The organism is Lonepinella sp. MS14434 (assembly GCF_042468235.1).
Taxonomy (GTDB): domain Bacteria; phylum Pseudomonadota; class Gammaproteobacteria; order Enterobacterales; family Pasteurellaceae; genus Lonepinella.
In genome coordinates this window covers 1,026,055-1,042,069 of the sequence record NZ_CP170386.1, presented here as the reverse complement: position 1 = coordinate 1,042,069, position 16,015 = coordinate 1,026,055, and the positions used below count along the sequence as shown (strand labels likewise).

14 protein-coding genes and 1 tRNA gene are annotated in these 16,015 nt (G+C 40.0%); 13 read left to right on the top strand and 2 right to left on the bottom strand.

Annotated elements, in window-relative coordinates; all coding sequences use genetic code 11:
- Window positions 1-295: 295 nt before the first annotated feature.
- From cra to truB, 8 genes are all read left to right on the top strand, one after another.
- Window positions 296-1,279: a catabolite repressor/activator gene (gene cra / locus O1Q79_RS05040; protein ID WP_386693283.1), complete on the top strand. Its 984-nt coding sequence runs from the start codon at window positions 296-298 to the stop codon at window positions 1,277-1,279.
- 70 nt (window positions 1,280-1,349) lie between these two features.
- A complete protein-coding gene (locus O1Q79_RS05035) occupies window positions 1,350-1,475 on the top strand; it encodes a hypothetical protein (protein ID WP_386693282.1) in 126 nt (41 codons plus the stop codon).
- Window positions 1,476-1,527: 52 nt separating this feature from the next.
- Window positions 1,528-1,604: transfer RNA gene (locus O1Q79_RS05030), tRNA-Met, on the top strand.
- A 199-nt stretch (window positions 1,605-1,803) separates the two neighbouring features.
- Window positions 1,804-2,259 carry a ribosome maturation factor RimP gene (gene rimP, locus O1Q79_RS05025; RefSeq protein WP_386693281.1) on the top strand — a complete coding sequence of 152 codons (456 nt, stop codon included), beginning with the start codon at window positions 1,804-1,806 and terminating at the stop codon, window positions 2,257-2,259.
- A 35-nt stretch (window positions 2,260-2,294) separates the two neighbouring features.
- Entirely contained in the window at window positions 2,295-3,827 is a 1,533-nt protein-coding gene (gene nusA, locus O1Q79_RS05020; RefSeq protein ID WP_386693278.1) for a transcription termination factor NusA, read from the top strand.
- 20 nt (window positions 3,828-3,847) lie between these two features.
- Window positions 3,848-6,361, top strand: a complete 2,514-nt coding sequence (gene infB / locus O1Q79_RS05015; RefSeq protein WP_386693277.1) for a translation initiation factor IF-2 — start codon at window positions 3,848-3,850, stop codon at window positions 6,359-6,361.
- Window positions 6,362-6,437: 76 nt separating this feature from the next.
- A complete protein-coding gene (gene rbfA, locus O1Q79_RS05010; RefSeq protein WP_386693276.1) occupies window positions 6,438-6,827 on the top strand; it encodes a 30S ribosome-binding factor RbfA in 390 nt (129 codons plus the stop codon).
- Complete coding sequence (gene truB / locus O1Q79_RS05005) at window positions 6,827-7,747, top strand: tRNA pseudouridine(55) synthase TruB (RefSeq protein ID WP_386693275.1); 921 nt, start codon at window positions 6,827-6,829, stop codon at window positions 7,745-7,747. The genes rbfA and truB overlap by 1 nt, the downstream gene beginning before the upstream one ends.
- Window positions 7,748-7,819: 72 nt before the next feature.
- Here the strand turns inward: truB and O1Q79_RS05000 are convergent, their stop codons facing one another.
- Together O1Q79_RS05000 and tyrS are read right to left on the bottom strand one after the other, a co-directional pair.
- On the bottom strand, window positions 7,820-8,512 hold the full coding sequence (locus O1Q79_RS05000) for a DUF4755 domain-containing protein (protein ID WP_386693274.1): 693 nt from the start codon (window positions 8,510-8,512) through the stop codon (window positions 7,820-7,822).
- A gap of 211 nt (window positions 8,513-8,723) precedes the next feature.
- Complete coding sequence (gene tyrS, locus O1Q79_RS04995) at window positions 8,724-9,914, bottom strand: tyrosine--tRNA ligase (RefSeq protein WP_386693273.1); 1,191 nt, start codon at window positions 9,912-9,914, stop codon at window positions 8,724-8,726.
- Window positions 9,915-10,068: 154 nt separating this feature from the next.
- Here tyrS and O1Q79_RS04990 point away from each other — a divergent pair, with 154 nt between their 5' ends.
- The 5 genes from O1Q79_RS04990 (at window position 10,069) to aroG (ending at window position 15,923) form a co-directional block, all read left to right on the top strand.
- The gene (locus O1Q79_RS04990) at window positions 10,069-11,010 is read left to right on the top strand and encodes a 2-hydroxyacid dehydrogenase (protein WP_386693272.1); all 942 of its coding nucleotides are present in this window, start codon (window positions 10,069-10,071) and stop codon (window positions 11,008-11,010) included.
- The gene (locus O1Q79_RS04985; protein ID WP_386693271.1) at window positions 11,010-12,215 is read left to right on the top strand and encodes a lipoprotein-releasing ABC transporter permease subunit; all 1,206 of its coding nucleotides are present in this window, start codon (window positions 11,010-11,012) and stop codon (window positions 12,213-12,215) included. The genes O1Q79_RS04990 and O1Q79_RS04985 overlap by 1 nt, the downstream gene beginning before the upstream one ends.
- Before the next feature lie 610 nt (window positions 12,216-12,825).
- Window positions 12,826-13,506 carry a lipoprotein-releasing ABC transporter ATP-binding protein LolD gene (gene lolD, locus O1Q79_RS04980; protein WP_386690092.1) on the top strand — a complete coding sequence of 227 codons (681 nt, stop codon included), beginning with the start codon at window positions 12,826-12,828 and terminating at the stop codon, window positions 13,504-13,506.
- Window positions 13,507-13,509: 3 nt separating this feature from the next.
- Window positions 13,510-14,748, top strand: a complete 1,239-nt coding sequence (gene lolE / locus O1Q79_RS04975) for a lipoprotein-releasing ABC transporter permease subunit LolE (protein ID WP_386693270.1) — start codon at window positions 13,510-13,512, stop codon at window positions 14,746-14,748.
- 89 nt (window positions 14,749-14,837) lie between these two features.
- Window positions 14,838-15,923, top strand: coding sequence for a 3-deoxy-7-phosphoheptulonate synthase AroG (gene aroG / locus O1Q79_RS04970; RefSeq protein ID WP_386693269.1), 1,086 nt, complete (start codon window positions 14,838-14,840; stop codon window positions 15,921-15,923).
- Window positions 15,924-16,015: the final 92 nt, after the last annotated feature.

The window sequence follows — 16,015 nt, the reverse complement described above, 5'->3', positions numbered from 1 at the left end:
GACGGCGACTTATTTTAGCCCAATCAAGGCGAAAGTCATGCCGTTTAGTTATTCTAAACAAATGACTTTTAACGCAGAGTGGGCTAAAATAAGTCCCGTCCCCCATGTTCGCAAAGAGGGGGTTGGGCTTAAAAAAGTCACTGACTTCGTCAAAAAATTTGAAAATAGAACCACTATTTTCTGCATTTTTTTCCTTGCCTGTGGCTTTTTTAAGTGACAACGCTGGGAAAAATGAAACGTCCACAAGCCCTATATTTATAATCCTGATTTGGAATTTCGTAGTTTTGAGGTAGCGATGAAATTAGATGAATTAGCTAAATTAGCTGGAGTTTCGCGGACTACCGCCAGTTATGTGGTGAATGGTAAAGCGAAACAATACCGCGTTAGTGATAAAACCATTGCCAAGGTTAAGGCGTTAATTAATGAACATGATTTTAAACCTAATGTGTTAGCAGCTAGTTTGCGGGCCGGTAGAAGTCGTACGATTGGATTAATTATTCCTGACTTTGAAAATATCAGTTATGCCAAAATAGCCAATCAATTGGAAAACCGTTGTCGAGAAAAAGGTTATCAATTATTGATAGGTTGTTCTAATGATAATGCACAAAATGAAATGGGGTGTGCTAAACAATTATTACGCCGTAAAGTGGATGCTTTGATTGTTTCCAGTGCGTTAGCTTCGGATCATCAATTTTATGCGGAATATGCAAATAAAGTTCCTGTCATTGGTTTTGATCGTAAGGTTAATGCGGACAATGTGCTGAACGTGTTGGCAAATGATCAACAAGATGCGTTTCAATTAGCGGATAAATTATTTCAAAAATCTTATCAACGTGTGTTATTTCTCGGCGCTTTGCCCGAATTGGAAAATAGCCGTGAGCGTGAAATGGGTTTCCGAGAAGCACTAAAAGTGCGGTCAAAATCTGCTGAGTTTTTGTATTCAGATCATTTCCACAAGGAAAGTAGTGCGAAAGTTTTTGCTCAATGGTTAGCCAATAATCCGTTACCTGATGCTATTTTTGTGACTTCACTCACTTTATTACAGGGTATTTTTAGTGTTTTATTAAGCCAAAATAAAGCTATTCCTAAAGAATTAGTCATCGCGACGTTTGGTAATGATGATATGTTGGATTTATTAGAAAATAAGGTGATTTGTAGTGTGCAAAATCATCATAAAGTGGTCGATACCTTATTAGAGATAACGTTTAAACGATTGCAAAATAAATCAAGCAGTGATCATTCAATATTATTGATTAGAGATATTATTTGTCGAAATTAGACGTGCTACATTGTTTGAGCCAAAACATAGTTTATGTGACTACCACTAGTGAATTTAATGTTAAGAAAATATGATGAAAAAAATTATTCTGCTTATTGTGATGTTAGGGACTTTGTCAGCTTGTACCCTTGGTGGTGGCTTTGGCGCGAGTAATGGTGGCGCGGGTGTGGCTATCGGGGGCGGTATTGGGTTTTAAAAAAAGCTTGTTTTTTGTTAAAATTTAAGTATAATACGCCTCATATTTCGGACGCGGGGTGGAGCAGCTTGGTAGCTCGTCGGGCTCATAACCCGAAGGTCGTTGGTTCAAATCCGGCCCCCGCAACCACTTTCTTATTATCTTTATGAGTAAGAAAGGAAATAAAGGTTCAGTGAAACCCAAATTTGGAATTTGGGTTTTTTTGTACGTAAAATTTGGAAATTTACACTGGGCTTTTAAGCCCTTTTTTTGTGTCTGAGGACAGAGGACAGAAGACAGAGGATAGGGAGCAGAAAATAGTGAACAGCAAAGGAAACGAGGATAATAAATGGCAACATTAGAACAAAAATTAACAGCATTGCTGCAAGGTTCAGTAGCAGATTTAGGCTATGAACTTTGGGGAATTGAATGTCAGCGAACAGGGCGGTTTATGACGGTTCGTTTATTTATTGATAAAGAAAATGGTGTAGGTATTGAAGACTGTGCGGATGTTAGTCGTCAAGTGAGTGCAATTTTGGATGTAGAAGATCCGATTACGGATAAATATAATCTTGAAGTCTCATCACCGGGGTTAGATCGCCCATTGTTTACGTTGTCACAATATGAACGCTATGTTGGCAAAGAAATTTGTGTGCATTTGCGTATTCCTGTGGCAGATCGACGTAAATGGCAAGGTGTGTTAGAAAAACTTGATAATGATATGTTGACATTGATTGTGGATAATCAACCGCAAACATTGGTATTTGGCAATATTCAAAAAGCCAACGTGGCGGCAAAATTTTAATCACTGAATTTAACTATTAAAAGGATAATGAAAAAATGAGTAAAGAGATTTTATTTGCTGCTGAAGCAGTATCAAACGAAAAATCCCTACCAAAAGAAGTAATTTTTGAAGCATTAGAGAGTGCAATTGCCCTTTCTACTAAGAAAAAACATGCTCAAAAACAAGAACGCCTAGGCATTGAAAAACCATCTGAAATTGATGTTCGTGTAGTCATTGATCCAAAAACTGGCGAGTTTGATACTTTCCGTCGCTGGTTAGTCGTGGAAGAAGTGACGAATCCAACCAAAGAAATTACTTTAGAAGCTGCACGTTTAGATGAGCCGGAGATTCAAGTGGGCGATTTTGTTGAAGATCAAATTGAATCTGTAGCTTTTGACCGAATTACTATGCAAACTGCACGTCAAGTCATTAGTACCAAAATTCGTGATGCGGAACGTAGCCGTGTTGTGGAACAATTTATTGGTGAAGAAGGTAAAATTGTGATTGGTACGGTGAAAAAAGTAAACCGTGAAACGATTATTTTGGAATTAATCGGTAATAAAGAAGATCCACTGAAAGCGGAAGCTGTTATTATGCGTGAGGATATGTTACCGCGTGAGAATTTCCGTCCGGGCGACCGTGTGCGTGGTGTGCTATATAAAGTGACACCAGAAAGCAAGGGTACACAATTATTTGTGACGCGTGCTAAACCTGTCATGTTGGAAGAATTATTTCGCTTAGAAGTGCCAGAAATTGGTGAAGAAGTGATCGAAATTAAAGGTTCTGCCCGTGATCCGGGTTCAAGAGCAAAAATTGCGGTGAAAACCAGTGATAAACGTATTGATCCAGTAGGAGCTTGTGTCGGGATGCGTGGTGCAAGAGTACAAGCCATTACTAATGAATTAGGTGGTGAGCGTGTAGATATCGTACTGTGGGATGATAATCCGGCACAGTATGTGATTAACGCCATGGCGCCGGCAGACGTGAGTTCAATCGTGGTCGATGAAGATAATCATTCCATGGATATTGCGGTAGAAGCCACAAATCTTGCTCAAGCTATCGGTCGTAATGGACAAAATGTACGTTTGGCAACGCAGTTAACGGGTTGGACATTAAATGTAATGACCACCGATGAATTGAATGAAAAACATCAAGCAGAAGATAATAAAATTCTTAAATTATTTATGTCGGCGTTGGAAATTGATGAAGAATTTGCACAAATCTTAATTGATGAAGGCTTTACTTCCTTGGAAGAAGTGGCATATGTTTCAGTGAGTGAATTAGCGGCAATTGACGGTTTGGAAGATGAGGATTTAATCGAAGAATTACAAGCTCGAGCAAAAAATGTGATTACTGCCACCGCACTTGCTGAAGAAAAAGCGTTAGAATCAGCCCATATTGAAGATCGTTTGTTAAATCTTGATGGTATGCAACGTCACATTGCGTTTAAACTAGCTGAACAAGGTATTGTCACGCTTGAACAATTAGCGGAGCAAGGGGTTGATGATTTGAGCGAAATTGAAGAATTAAGCTCAGAAAAAGCGGCCGAATTGATTATGGCAGCCCGTGAAATTTGCTGGTTTAGTTAATCGTTGTAAGGAGAAATATTATGACAGATAAAATAGAAAATGAAACACCGAAAAAATTAAGCTTACAACGTCGTACTAAAACCACCGTCAGTGCGACAACGCCAAATGGTAAAGCGAAAGCGGTGCAAGTGGAAGTACGTAAATCACGTAAAATTGATACCGAAGCGGCTAAAAAAGCAGCGGAAGAAGTAAAATTAAAATTACAAAAAGAAGCTGAAGCAAAAGCCGCTCAAAAAGCGAAAGAAAGTGAAACAAAATTAGCAAATGAGAAAAGCAAGAAAGATCTTGAAATTAAATCTGATTTAGTTAAAGCTAAAGTAGAACTAAAAGCAAAACCGGAGAAAAGTGCGGTGCAAAAACCGTTAGATCCGGAAAAAGAAAGACGTCGTGCGGAAGAAGCAGAATTGCGTCGTAAAGCGGATGAACTTGCTCGTCAAAAAGCTGAGGAACAAGCGCGTAAAGCGGCAGAAGAAGCAAAACGTTATGCGGAACGTGATGATAGCAATACTGACAACAGTACAGAGGATTTTGCCGATTATAATTTAACTTCAAGTTATGCGCGTGATGCTGAGGAAGAATCTACACGTCGTAATGAAACCCGCGGTCGTGGTGGCAAAAATAAAGTGGCCAAAGCGAAAAAAGGCGGTCGTGATGATGAGAAGGGTAATAAAAATGAACGCCAATCCGATCGTCGTAACCAAAAAGATGTGAAGGGTAAGGGTAAACAAGGTAAAAAAGGCAGTTCAATTCAGCAAGCTTTTACTAAACCAGCTCAAGCCGTGAATCGTGATGTGGTGATTGGTGAAACCATTACGGTGGCGGAATTAGCCAACAAAATGGCAATTAAAGCCACGGAAATCATTAAGACTATGATGAAAATGGGCGAAATGGTGACGATTAACCAAGTGATCGATCAAGAAACTGCACAATTAGTGGCGGAAGAATTAGGTCATAAAGTGATCTTGCGTAAAGAAAATGAGCTAGAAGAATCCGTATTAGGTGACCGTGATGTGAAAGCGGAAAAAGTGAATCGTGCGCCAGTGGTAACAATTATGGGTCACGTTGACCACGGTAAAACCTCTTTACTTGACTATATTCGTAAAGCCAAGGTGGCGGCGGGTGAAGCAGGTGGGATCACCCAGCATATCGGTGCATATCATGTTGAAACCAAAGGAAAAGTGATTACATTCTTAGATACTCCGGGACATGCGGCGTTTACTTCAATGCGGGCTCGTGGTGCAAAAGCAACGGATATCGTGGTACTCGTTGTTGCTGCCGATGATGGTGTGATGCCACAGACGATCGAAGCGATTCAACATGCAAGAGCCGCAGGTGTGCCGATTGTGGTGGCAGTCAATAAAATTGATAAACCTGAAGCTAACCCAGAGCGTGTTGAACAGGAATTGCTACAATACGAAGTTGTTGCGGAAAAATTTGGTGGTGATGTCCAGTTCGTTTATGTTTCCGCTAAGAAAGGGACTGGCGTAGATGAATTATTAGATTCTATTTTATTACAATCCGAAGTGCTGGAATTAACTGCCATTAAAGACGGTATGGCAAGTGGGGTAGTGATTGAATCTTACTTAGATAAAGGGCGTGGTCCAGTGGCGACTATCCTGGTACAATCTGGTACATTAAACCGTGGTGATATTGTACTTTGTGGCTTTGAATATGGTCGTGTACGTGCGATGCGTGATGAAAACGGTAAAGAAATTGACAGTGCAGGTCCATCTATCCCAGTGGAAGTGCTAGGACTTTCAGGCGTGCCAGCAGCCGGTGATGAAGCTACAGTAGTGCGTGATGAGAAAAAAGCCCGTGAAGTGGCATTGTATCGTCAAGGTAAATTCCGTGATGTGAAACTTGCTCGCCAGCAAAAAGCAAAATTAGAAAATATGTTTAGCAATATGGCAGAGGGCGATCTTGCAGAATTAAATGTTATCGTGAAAGCTGACGTACAAGGTTCTGTCGAAGCGATTGTGCAATCCTTACAGGAGCTTTCTACGGATGAAGTGAAAGTAAAAGTGGTTGGTTCTGGTGTAGGTGGTATCACCGAAACGGATGCAACATTAGCTGCTGCATCCAATGCGATTATGGTTGGCTTTAACGTCCGTGCAGATGCTTCTGCGCGCCGGATTATTGAAAATGAACATATTGATTTACGTTATTATTCTATTATTTATGAATTATTAAACGAAATCAAAGCGGCCATGAGTGGTATGTTACAACCTGAATTTAAACAAGAAATTATCGGTTTGGCAGAAGTGCGTGATGTGTTCCGCCATCCGAAATTTGGTGCGATTGCCGGCTGTATGGTTACTGAGGGCGTGGTGAAACGTAACAACCCAATCCGTGTATTGCGTGATAACGTGGTGATCTTTGAGGGCGAATTAGAATCTCTACGCCGTTTCAAAGATGATGTAAGCGAAGTGCGTAATGGTATGGAATGTGGTATCGGCGTGAAAAACTACAATGATGTCAAAGTTGGCGACCAAATTGAAGTATTTGAAGTGGTTGAAGTTAAACGTACGATTTAATTTGTGTATTGATTATAAATAATGACGGGGTGTATTGTATATGCCCTGTTTGCATCTTAATAAAAGAGAGAAAGCAATGAGCAAAGATTTTAAACGCGCCGACCGTGTCGCTCAAGAATTGCAAAAAGAAGTGGCGATTATTTTGCAACGAGAAGTGAAAGATCCACGCATCGGTATGGTCACTGTATCTGATGTAGAAGTATCAAGAGATTTGGCGTACGCCAAAGTATTTGTCACGTTCTTATTTGATCATGATGAAGTAGCGATTGAACAGGGTATGAAAGCCCTAGAAAAAGCATCCCCTTATATCCGTTCACTATTAGGCAAAGCTATGCGTTTACGTATTGTGCCCGAATTACGTTTTGAATACGATCGATCTTTAGTAGAAGGAATGCGGATGTCAAACTTAGTGACAGATGTAATTCGCCAAGATCAAGCACGTCATGTGGAAGATAAGGAAGATTAATGTCCCGACCACGCAAAAAAGGCAGAGATATTCACGGTGTATTTTTATTGGATAAGCCGCAAGGCATGTCATCTAATGACATCTTGCAAAAGGTAAAACGCCTCTATCAAGCCAATAAAGCCGGTCATACAGGGGCGTTAGATCCCTTAGCCACAGGCATGTTGCCAATTTGTTTAGGGGAAGCCACGAAGTTTAGCCAGTTTTTGCTTGATGCGGATAAACGCTATCTCGTTACGGCAAAATTGGGTGAACGCACTGACACCTCTGATGCAGAAGGTCAAGTGGTGCAAACCCGAGAAGTGCGGTCAAAAACATCGGAGATTTTAACCGCACTTGAGCATTTTCGTGGCGATTTAATGCAAGTACCTACCATGTTTTCAGCCTTAAAACATCAGGGTAAACCCTTGTATGAATATGCTCGCCAAGGTATTACTGTAGAACGAGAGGCTCGCCCGATTCGTATTTTTGAATTGAATTTTATTGACTGTAAAGCCCCTTTTTTAACCCTTGAAGTTCATTGTTCTAAAGGCACCTATATTCGTACCTTGGTGGACGATTTAGGCGAACATTTAGGCTGTGGCGCCCACGTCACCATGCTCCGCCGTACTGCGGTAGCCGATTATCCAGCGGAGAAAATGTTAACTTGGGAACAGTTGCAAACCCTAGCTGAATGCCAAGATCTTGTGGTTTTAGATAGCCATTTATTATCTGTGGATAGTGCTGTTTCAAAACTCCCCATGCTGACATTAACCGCAGAGCAAACCCGATCGGTTGGCTTTGGGCAACGAGTAAAGTTTGAAAATAGTCAACAACTTTATGGTCAAGTGCGGTTATTTTCTGATGAGAATGTGTTTTTAGGTGTCGCAGAAATCGGCAAAGATAATGTGATTAGACCGAGTCGAATGGTGAATTTAGCCTGACAATTTAAGATAAAAAAACGTAGATAATTTAATATATTATCTACGTTTTGAAATAAGATCTAATCAAATAACCTAACTTTTTTGCATATGGACTGTTTTTTCAAACACTTTTAACCAACGTTCATATTGCATTTCCACATCTTGCCAAAAGGCTTCTTGTGCATTAAATTTAATAAAGTTCTCCGCATAAAATTTAATATGCCATTTCGGGAATTGCATATCATCTACTTGAATAAACAAACCATTATTTCGCCACATATCTTCTCTAGCTGTCGCTTTGGCAAGTTGACTATTTTGTATATTTTGGATAGAGCCAGAGAGGCCACCTGAAGCTGTGGTAAAATAGCTATAACTTGTGCTACCACAGACAGATTTTACCCCTTCAATTTGTGAGAATGTATAGGTTTTTTCGTTATTGCCAGACGCTAAACGTACGGTTTCGTTATTCGTGTTAATTTCAATTTCATAACGTTTTTTCCCATCATGAAATTTATGGAAGTAAACACCGTCATTGCTTGAATTATAATCATTATAGTTATAAATGCCTCTTTTATAAGTTACACGCACACCATATAGCCAAATCAAACCAGACCAAGCAAAAAAACCACTAAACCCACCAACTGGAGAGAACAGGAGATTTAAATTGGTCAGTGAGAGAAGAAAGATGATGAGTGAGCCAATCAGGAGAAATTTAGGTTTGTTGGCTTTGGCTTGATAAATAGCGAGATTTTTTGCTTCAGCTTCTTTGAGTTTAGTATTTTCCATGGGATTTCCTTTATTTTTAAGAGAAAGAAATTGAGAATAATTTGTTCAAGATGAACAGTGCGGATTTTAACATTGTTTTTTTTTGCACAATATTTGTCTTTTTTTAATCATAAAAGTGCGGTGTTTTTCATCGCAGTTTTGGGGAGAAAAGGGGAATAAAAAGACAATAAAAACGGTGCGAGATGCACCGTTTTTAGCGTTGAATAAAAATTTATTTCACCGTCACTCTAGCAAATTTCCGTTTACCCACTTGATAAACCGCCGTAGTTCCTGTTGCAATGGTTTGTTTCACATTATCCACTGGCTCACCATTGATTTTCACCCCACCTTGTTGTGCGGCACGAATGGCTTCAGACGTAGATGGCACTAAGCCAGCTTCTTTCAACAAGTTCGCCAAGCCGATTTCGCCTTCAAAAGTAAATTCAGGCATTTCATCGGGCATTGCCCCTTTTTGGAAACGGTTGATAAATTCTTGTTCTGCTGCATCGGCTGCCGCTTGATCGTGGAAACGAGCGATAATTTCTTTAGCTAACAAAATTTTCACATCACGCGGATTTTTGCCGTCTGCGACTTCAGCTTTTAATTGTGCAATTTCGGTTAGTGGGCGGAAAGAAAGTAAATTATACCAATCCCACATCAGCTCATCAGAAATCGACATGATTTTACCAAACATCTCATTTGGGGCTTCGGTGACACCGATATAGTTACCCAATGATTTCGACATTTTTTTCTCGCCATCTAAACCGACCAATAATGGCAAAGTAATTGCCACTTGTGGTTTTTGTCCACGGGCTTTTTGCAATTCACGACCGATTAATAGATTGAACGTTTGGTCGGTACCGCCTAATTCAATGTCGGCTTCTAAGTGTACAGAGTCGTAGCCTTGTAATAACGGATAAATAAACTCGTGAATCGCAATAGGTTGTTGATTTGCAAAACGTTTTTTGAAATCATCACGTTCTAACATACGTGCCACCGTATAGTTAGACGCTAAACGAATCATTCCTTCGGTGCCTAATTGCCCTAACCATTCGGAGTTAAATACGATTTGGGTTTTTTGCGGATCGAGAATTTTGAAAATCTGTTGTTTATAGGTTTCCGCATTGCGTAACACATCTTCACGGGTGAGCGGTGGACGGGTGGTATTTTTGCCTGATGGATCGCCGACCATTCCCGTAAAATCACCGATCAAGAACATTACTTGATGCCCTAACTCTTGGAATTGGCGTAATTTATTAAGCACCACCGTATGACCTAAATGAATATCGGGTGCGGTTGGATCTGCCCCTAATTTCACCCGTAATGGACGGTTCTCTTTGAGTTTTTCAATGAGATCTTGTTCTGAAAAAATTTGATCAATACCGCGTTTTAGTTCCGCGAGAACCGTATTCAAGTCTGTCATTTTGATTCCTAGTGAATATAAAAGTAAAGGCTACATTATAGGGAAATTCAAATAAAGATAAAGGGCAGAATGATTTTTTTTCGGTTTTATTTCTCTGATGCGGTTTTTTTGTTATGCTAACAGAAAATTAATTCATTAATTAAGGGAATATTCTATGAAAATCGTTTTTCTTGACAGCACAGCATTACCAAAACACATTCCGATTCCACGCCCAGATTTTGAGCATCAATGGATTGAATTTGAACATACTTCTGCTGAACAAGTATTAGAGCGTGCAGCGGATGCGGATATTGTGGTGACCAGCAAAGTCGTATTCAGCCGTGAAATTATGGCTCAATTACCGAAATTAAAACTGATTGCTCTGACAGCCACTGGCACCGATAATATTGACAAAGAGGCAGCGAAAGAATTCGGCATTGCGGTGAAAAATGTTGCTGGTTATTCAGCGGTAACCGTGCCAGAACATGTGTTAGGCTTTATTTTTAGCCTAAAACACAGTTTACATTTGTGGTATAAAGATCAGTTACAAGGTAAATGGACAGAGAGCAAACAATTCTGCTATTTTGATCATCCTGTGCAAGATGTACGTGGTTCAACTTTAGGCGTATTTGGTAAAGGTTCGCTTGGTTCAGAAGTGGGACGATTAGCCACGGCTTTAGGTATGAAAGTCCTTTATGCGGAACATAAAAATACCACTCAATGCCGTGAGGGTTACACGCCTTTTTATGATGTGTTAGCACAAGCTGATGTGTTAACCTTGCATTGTCCACTCACGCCAGATACGCAACGTTTAATTAATTCAGAAACACTTTCCCATTGTAAAAAAGGGGCATTGTTGATTAATACAGGACGTGGACCGTTAATTGACGAACAAGCAGTGGTAGATGCATTAAAAAGTGGTCAGCTTGGTGGCGTCGCGATTGATGTGTTAGGCAAAGAACCACCGGCTAAAGATAATCCATTAATTGTAGCCAGTCAGACTTTGCCGAATATTATTATCACCCCACATATTGCTTGGGCGTCTGATCAAGCCGTGGAGATTTTAGTGGATAAAGTGCGGTTAAATTTAGAAGAATTTGTGAGAACTGGTAAATAATGAGCTTAGGCATTTCAGCATTTATTGCCTTACGTTACTGGCGAGCCAAAAGTGCGGATCGTTTTGGACGATTAGTGACTAACCTTGCCAGTAGTGGTATTGTGCTTGGCGTGATGGCGTTGATTATTGTTTTATCGGTGATGAACGGATTGGAACAACATCAAAAACGCCAAGTCTTATCGAGCTTACCCCATGCCATTGTGATGAAAAAAAATGGTCATTTTTCCACCGCACAATTTCAATCGGAATTGCCTGATTTAAGTCAACAGAATGTAATCAATGGTGTGACGCTGATTAATAGCACGAAAGCCATTTATCAAACGGCAAACGGTGTGAGTGCAGGTCAAGTGATTGGCGTGAAACAGCCGAGTGATGATCATTTATTAGACTATTTAGATCAAGGCAAATTAGATCATTTATTGCCAACCGGTGAATTTAAATTAATTATTGGTTCACAATTAGCTCAAAAATTAGACGTGCAAGTGGGTGACAAAATTCGCCTAATGTTAACGGAAAACAGCCAATATACGCCTTTAGGTCGAATCCCTATGCAACGCTTATTCACCGTGAGCGATATTTATTTTGTCACGAATGAGGCATCGGGTTATGAAACCTTTGCAAACTTAGCGGATATTGGGCGTTTAATGCGAATTAAACCTGAAAATGCACAAGGTGTACGATTATTTCTGCAAGATCCTTTTCAAATCACTGAACTTCCCCAAATTTTCCCCGAAGATCAATGGCAAATTGATGATTGGCGAAGTCAAAAAGGCGAATTTTTTCAAGCGGTACGCATGGAAAAAAACATGATGGGCTTGTTAATCAGCTTAATTATCGTGGTGGCGGTGAGCAATATTATTACCTCATTGAGTTTAATGGTGGTGGATAAACAGGGTGAAATTGCGATTTTACAAACCCAAGGCTTAACTAAAAAACAAGTGTGGTGGATTTTTATTTTACAAGGTTTTTTTGTGGGATTAGTGGGAACCTTGATCGGTGCCGTGTTAGGCGTGTTGCTCACCCTGTATTTAGGCGATATTGTTAATGCCATTAATCCTGTGGGTATTTATTTACCGACCGAGATTAATCTGTGGCAAATTGCGGTGATTGTGGTGTTTTCGTTGGGATTGTCGTTGGTATCGACGGTTTATCCTGCGTATCGGGCGAGTAGAGTGGAGCCTGCGGAAGCACTACGATATGAGTGATATTTGTGGGGTTTCGCCCACGGGGCGACTTACTTTTTCTTTGCTTTGCCAAAGAAAAAGTAAGCAAAAAGAAAGGCAACCCCGATTTTGCCTTGTTTCCTGAAAACAATTTAATTTGCTTAACGGAAAATGGCTGAACTCGCTACGCTCAGACAGACGCCATTTTCCTACAAATTAAAACATTTTCAGGCGGCAAACATGGGGCCCATTGGTGATGAAATAAAGTGCGGTGGAAAAATACCTAGTACTGGCATACTAGGTTAAGCATGGTAACGCTACTTCGTAGCTTAGAAAAAAATATCTATTTTTTAACCGCACTTTTATTTATGCTGGGTCAAAACTTGGGGCCCTGTCTGAACCGCCTGAGCGTTTTGGTATTTTTAGCTAAATTTTGCATGTCTGAGCGTAGCGAGTTCAAAATTTAGCGTGAAGAAAATACCAAATAAGCTCAGAAAAGCGGTGAAGTCGGGGTGTGCTTTTCTTTGCCTACTTTCTTTTACACAAGTAAAAGAAAGTATGGTCGCCCATCGGGTGAAACCCGATTTAAATAAAATAATCAATTTAAACTAAAAAATAATTTAAACTAAAAAACTTAACAAAGAATATAAAGATGACAACAGAATTATTAACCTGCAAAAACATCACCAAACACTACCACGACGGCGAAACCAAAACCCAAGTCCTAAACGACATCAATTTCGCCCTCAACGAAAAAGAATTGGTCGCCATTGTCGGCTCATCAGGTTCGGGCAAAAGTACCTTGCTTCACACCCTCGGCGGACTGGATCAACCGACCACAGGCGAAGTGTTTATCAAAGGGCAATCGCTACAAAAAGCAAGTAGCGATGAATTAGCCAAATTACGTAATCAATATCTCGGTTTTGTGTATCAATTTCATCATTTAATGGCGGATTTCACTGCACTGGAAAACGTGATGATGCCTATGTTAATCGGTAATCAAAACAAAACTGAAGCCAAAGATCGGGCGGAAAAGATCTTAAAATCTGTTGGACTTTCGCACCGTATTTCTCACAAACCATCAGCCTTATCAGGCGGTGAACGTCAGCGTGTGGCGATTGCAAGGGCGTTAGTCAATAATCCAGCGTTGGTATTGGCAGACGAACCAACAGGGAATTTAGACCGTGCTACCACCGAAAGTATTTTTGAGTTAATTCAACGACTTAACCAAGAACAGGGTATTGCCTTTTTATTGGTCACGCACGATTTGCATTTGGCAGAAAAATTACAACGTCGCATGATTATGCAAGACGGCGTATTGCGAGCGGAGTAGGCGATGAATACCGCATTCTTAATTAGTTGGCGTTACCAACGAGCCAAGCAAAAAAATCATTTGGTTTCCCTGATTGCGTTTTTCTCTACACTCGGTATTGCATTGGGCGTGGCAGTATTGATCGTGGGATTGAGTGCCATGAATGGGTTTGAGCGAGAACTGAATAACCGTATTTTAGCCGTTGTTCCTCATGCTGAAATTATATCGGCGGAAAATCAGCCCATAACTGACAAACAACAATTAGTCAGCACCTTGCAACAAGTACCCAATATTCAAGGCATATCGCCTTTTGTCAATTTTACTGCTTTAGTGGAAAATGGGGCAAAAATGAAAGTGGTGCAAGTAAAAGGGGTAGAAAAAACAGCACAAGATACGGTCAGCCGACTAGGGGATTTTGTCCTCGATCAGGCATGGCAATCATTCTCTAATCATTCAGGCTTAGTATTAGGCTACGGCATTGCCAAAGAGTTAGAGATACAAACAGGCGATTGGGTGACGTTGCTGATTTCGCAAAATAACGGTGAAGACATGGCACAACCAAGTCGTGAGCGGATTCAGGTGTCGGGAATCTTACGTTTAGACGGTCAACTTGATCATAGTTATGCCCTCATGCCGTTAGCCCAAGCACAACAATATTTAGACTACAATGCCAATCAAATTTCAGGTGTCGATCTGAAAGTGGCGGATCCGTTTAACATGAATAGCTTGGATTTTTCTGCGTTAAACAGCTATCCACAATTACTCAATTTACAAACTTGGATGAGTAAATTTGGTTATATGTATCGTGATATTCAGTTGATCCGCACCATTATGTATATTGCCATGGTATTAGTGATCGGCGTGGCGTGTTTTAATATCGTTTCCACTTTGATTATGGCAGTGAAAGATAAAGCTGGCGATATTGCGATTATGCGAACTCTTGGGGCAAATAATGGTTTTATTAAACGTATTTTTGTATGGTATGGTTTGCAAGCCGGGATGAAAGGTTGCTTAATCGGTATTGTATTAGGTGTGTTTTTGGCCTTAAATTTAACCGCACTTATTCAACGTTTAGAAAATTTAATCGGGCGAAAATTACTGTCCGATGGCATTTATTTTGTGGATTTCTTACCAACGGAATTACACTGGCAAGATGTGGGATTCGTATTGATTTCGGCATTATTATTAAGTTTGCTTGCGAGTCTTTATCCAGCTAATCGAGCTGCAAAATTAGAGCCTGCTCAAGTATTAAGCAGTTATTAAAAGAATTTCAATGTACTAGTTTACCAGTGCAAAAAATAGTGCTACATTAACTGCATATTGATAACGAATTGATTTGATGAGAGTGAATAATGACAAATACAAGAAGTAAAAATGATATTAAAGTTGCCAATGACGATACTCGTATTGCTAAAATTGAGCAATTATTACCGCCAGTCGCATTGTTAGAAAAATTTCCGGCTAGTGATGTAGCGATTAAAACGGTAAAAAATACACGCCATCAAGCTCATGATATTATTCACGGCACGGATGATCGTTTGTTAGTCGTGATTGGACCTTGTTCTATTCACGATCCTAAAGCGGCGATGGAATATGCTAACCATTTGAAACCATTAAGAGATAAATATAAAGATAATCTTGAAATTATTATGCGTGTGTACTTTGAAAAACCACGCACTACTGTGGGTTGGAAAGGATTAATCAATGATCCTTATTTGAACGACAGCTACGCTTTAAATGATGGCTTAAGAATTGCACGCAAATTATTAGCCGATATTAACGATTTAGGTTTGCCAACCGCTGGCGAATTTTTAGATATGATTACACCGCAGTATGTAGCAGATTTAATGAGTTGGGGTGCTATTGGTGCAAGAACCACCGAATCTCAAGTTCACCGTGAATTAGCCTCAGGATTATCTTGCCCTGTCGGCTTTAAAAACGGTACGAATGGTGGGGTAAAAATTGCTCTTGATGCGATAGGTTCTGCCGAAGCACAACATTATTTTTTATCTGTGACTAAATTTGGTCATTCTGCCATTGTGTCAACTAAAGGTAATCACGATTGCCATATTATCTTACGCGGTGGCGACAAAGGCACAAATTATGATGTAGAAAATATAGCCAAAGTCTGTGCTGACATTGAAAAAACAGGACGGATCGGTCATGTTATGGTAGATTTTAGCCACGCTAACAGTAGTAAGCAATTCAAACGTCAAATGGATGTTTGCCAATCTGTCAGCGAACAATTAGCGCAAGGTTCAAAACAAATTTTTGGTGTTATGGTCGAAAGCCATTTAGTAGAAGGTCGCCAAGATTTGGTGGAAGGTAAACCACTGACTTACGGACAAAGTATCACGGATGCTTGTATCGGTTGGGAAGATACCGAAATCTTATTGCAGCAGCTTTCAGATGCGATTGTGGCGAGAAGAAAGGCATAGGATTGAAAATCAATGTTGAAGTGCGGTGAAAAATATTAAATTTTTGACCGCACTTTTTTATTACTCAACGCTAACATGCTATCTTTTTTGAA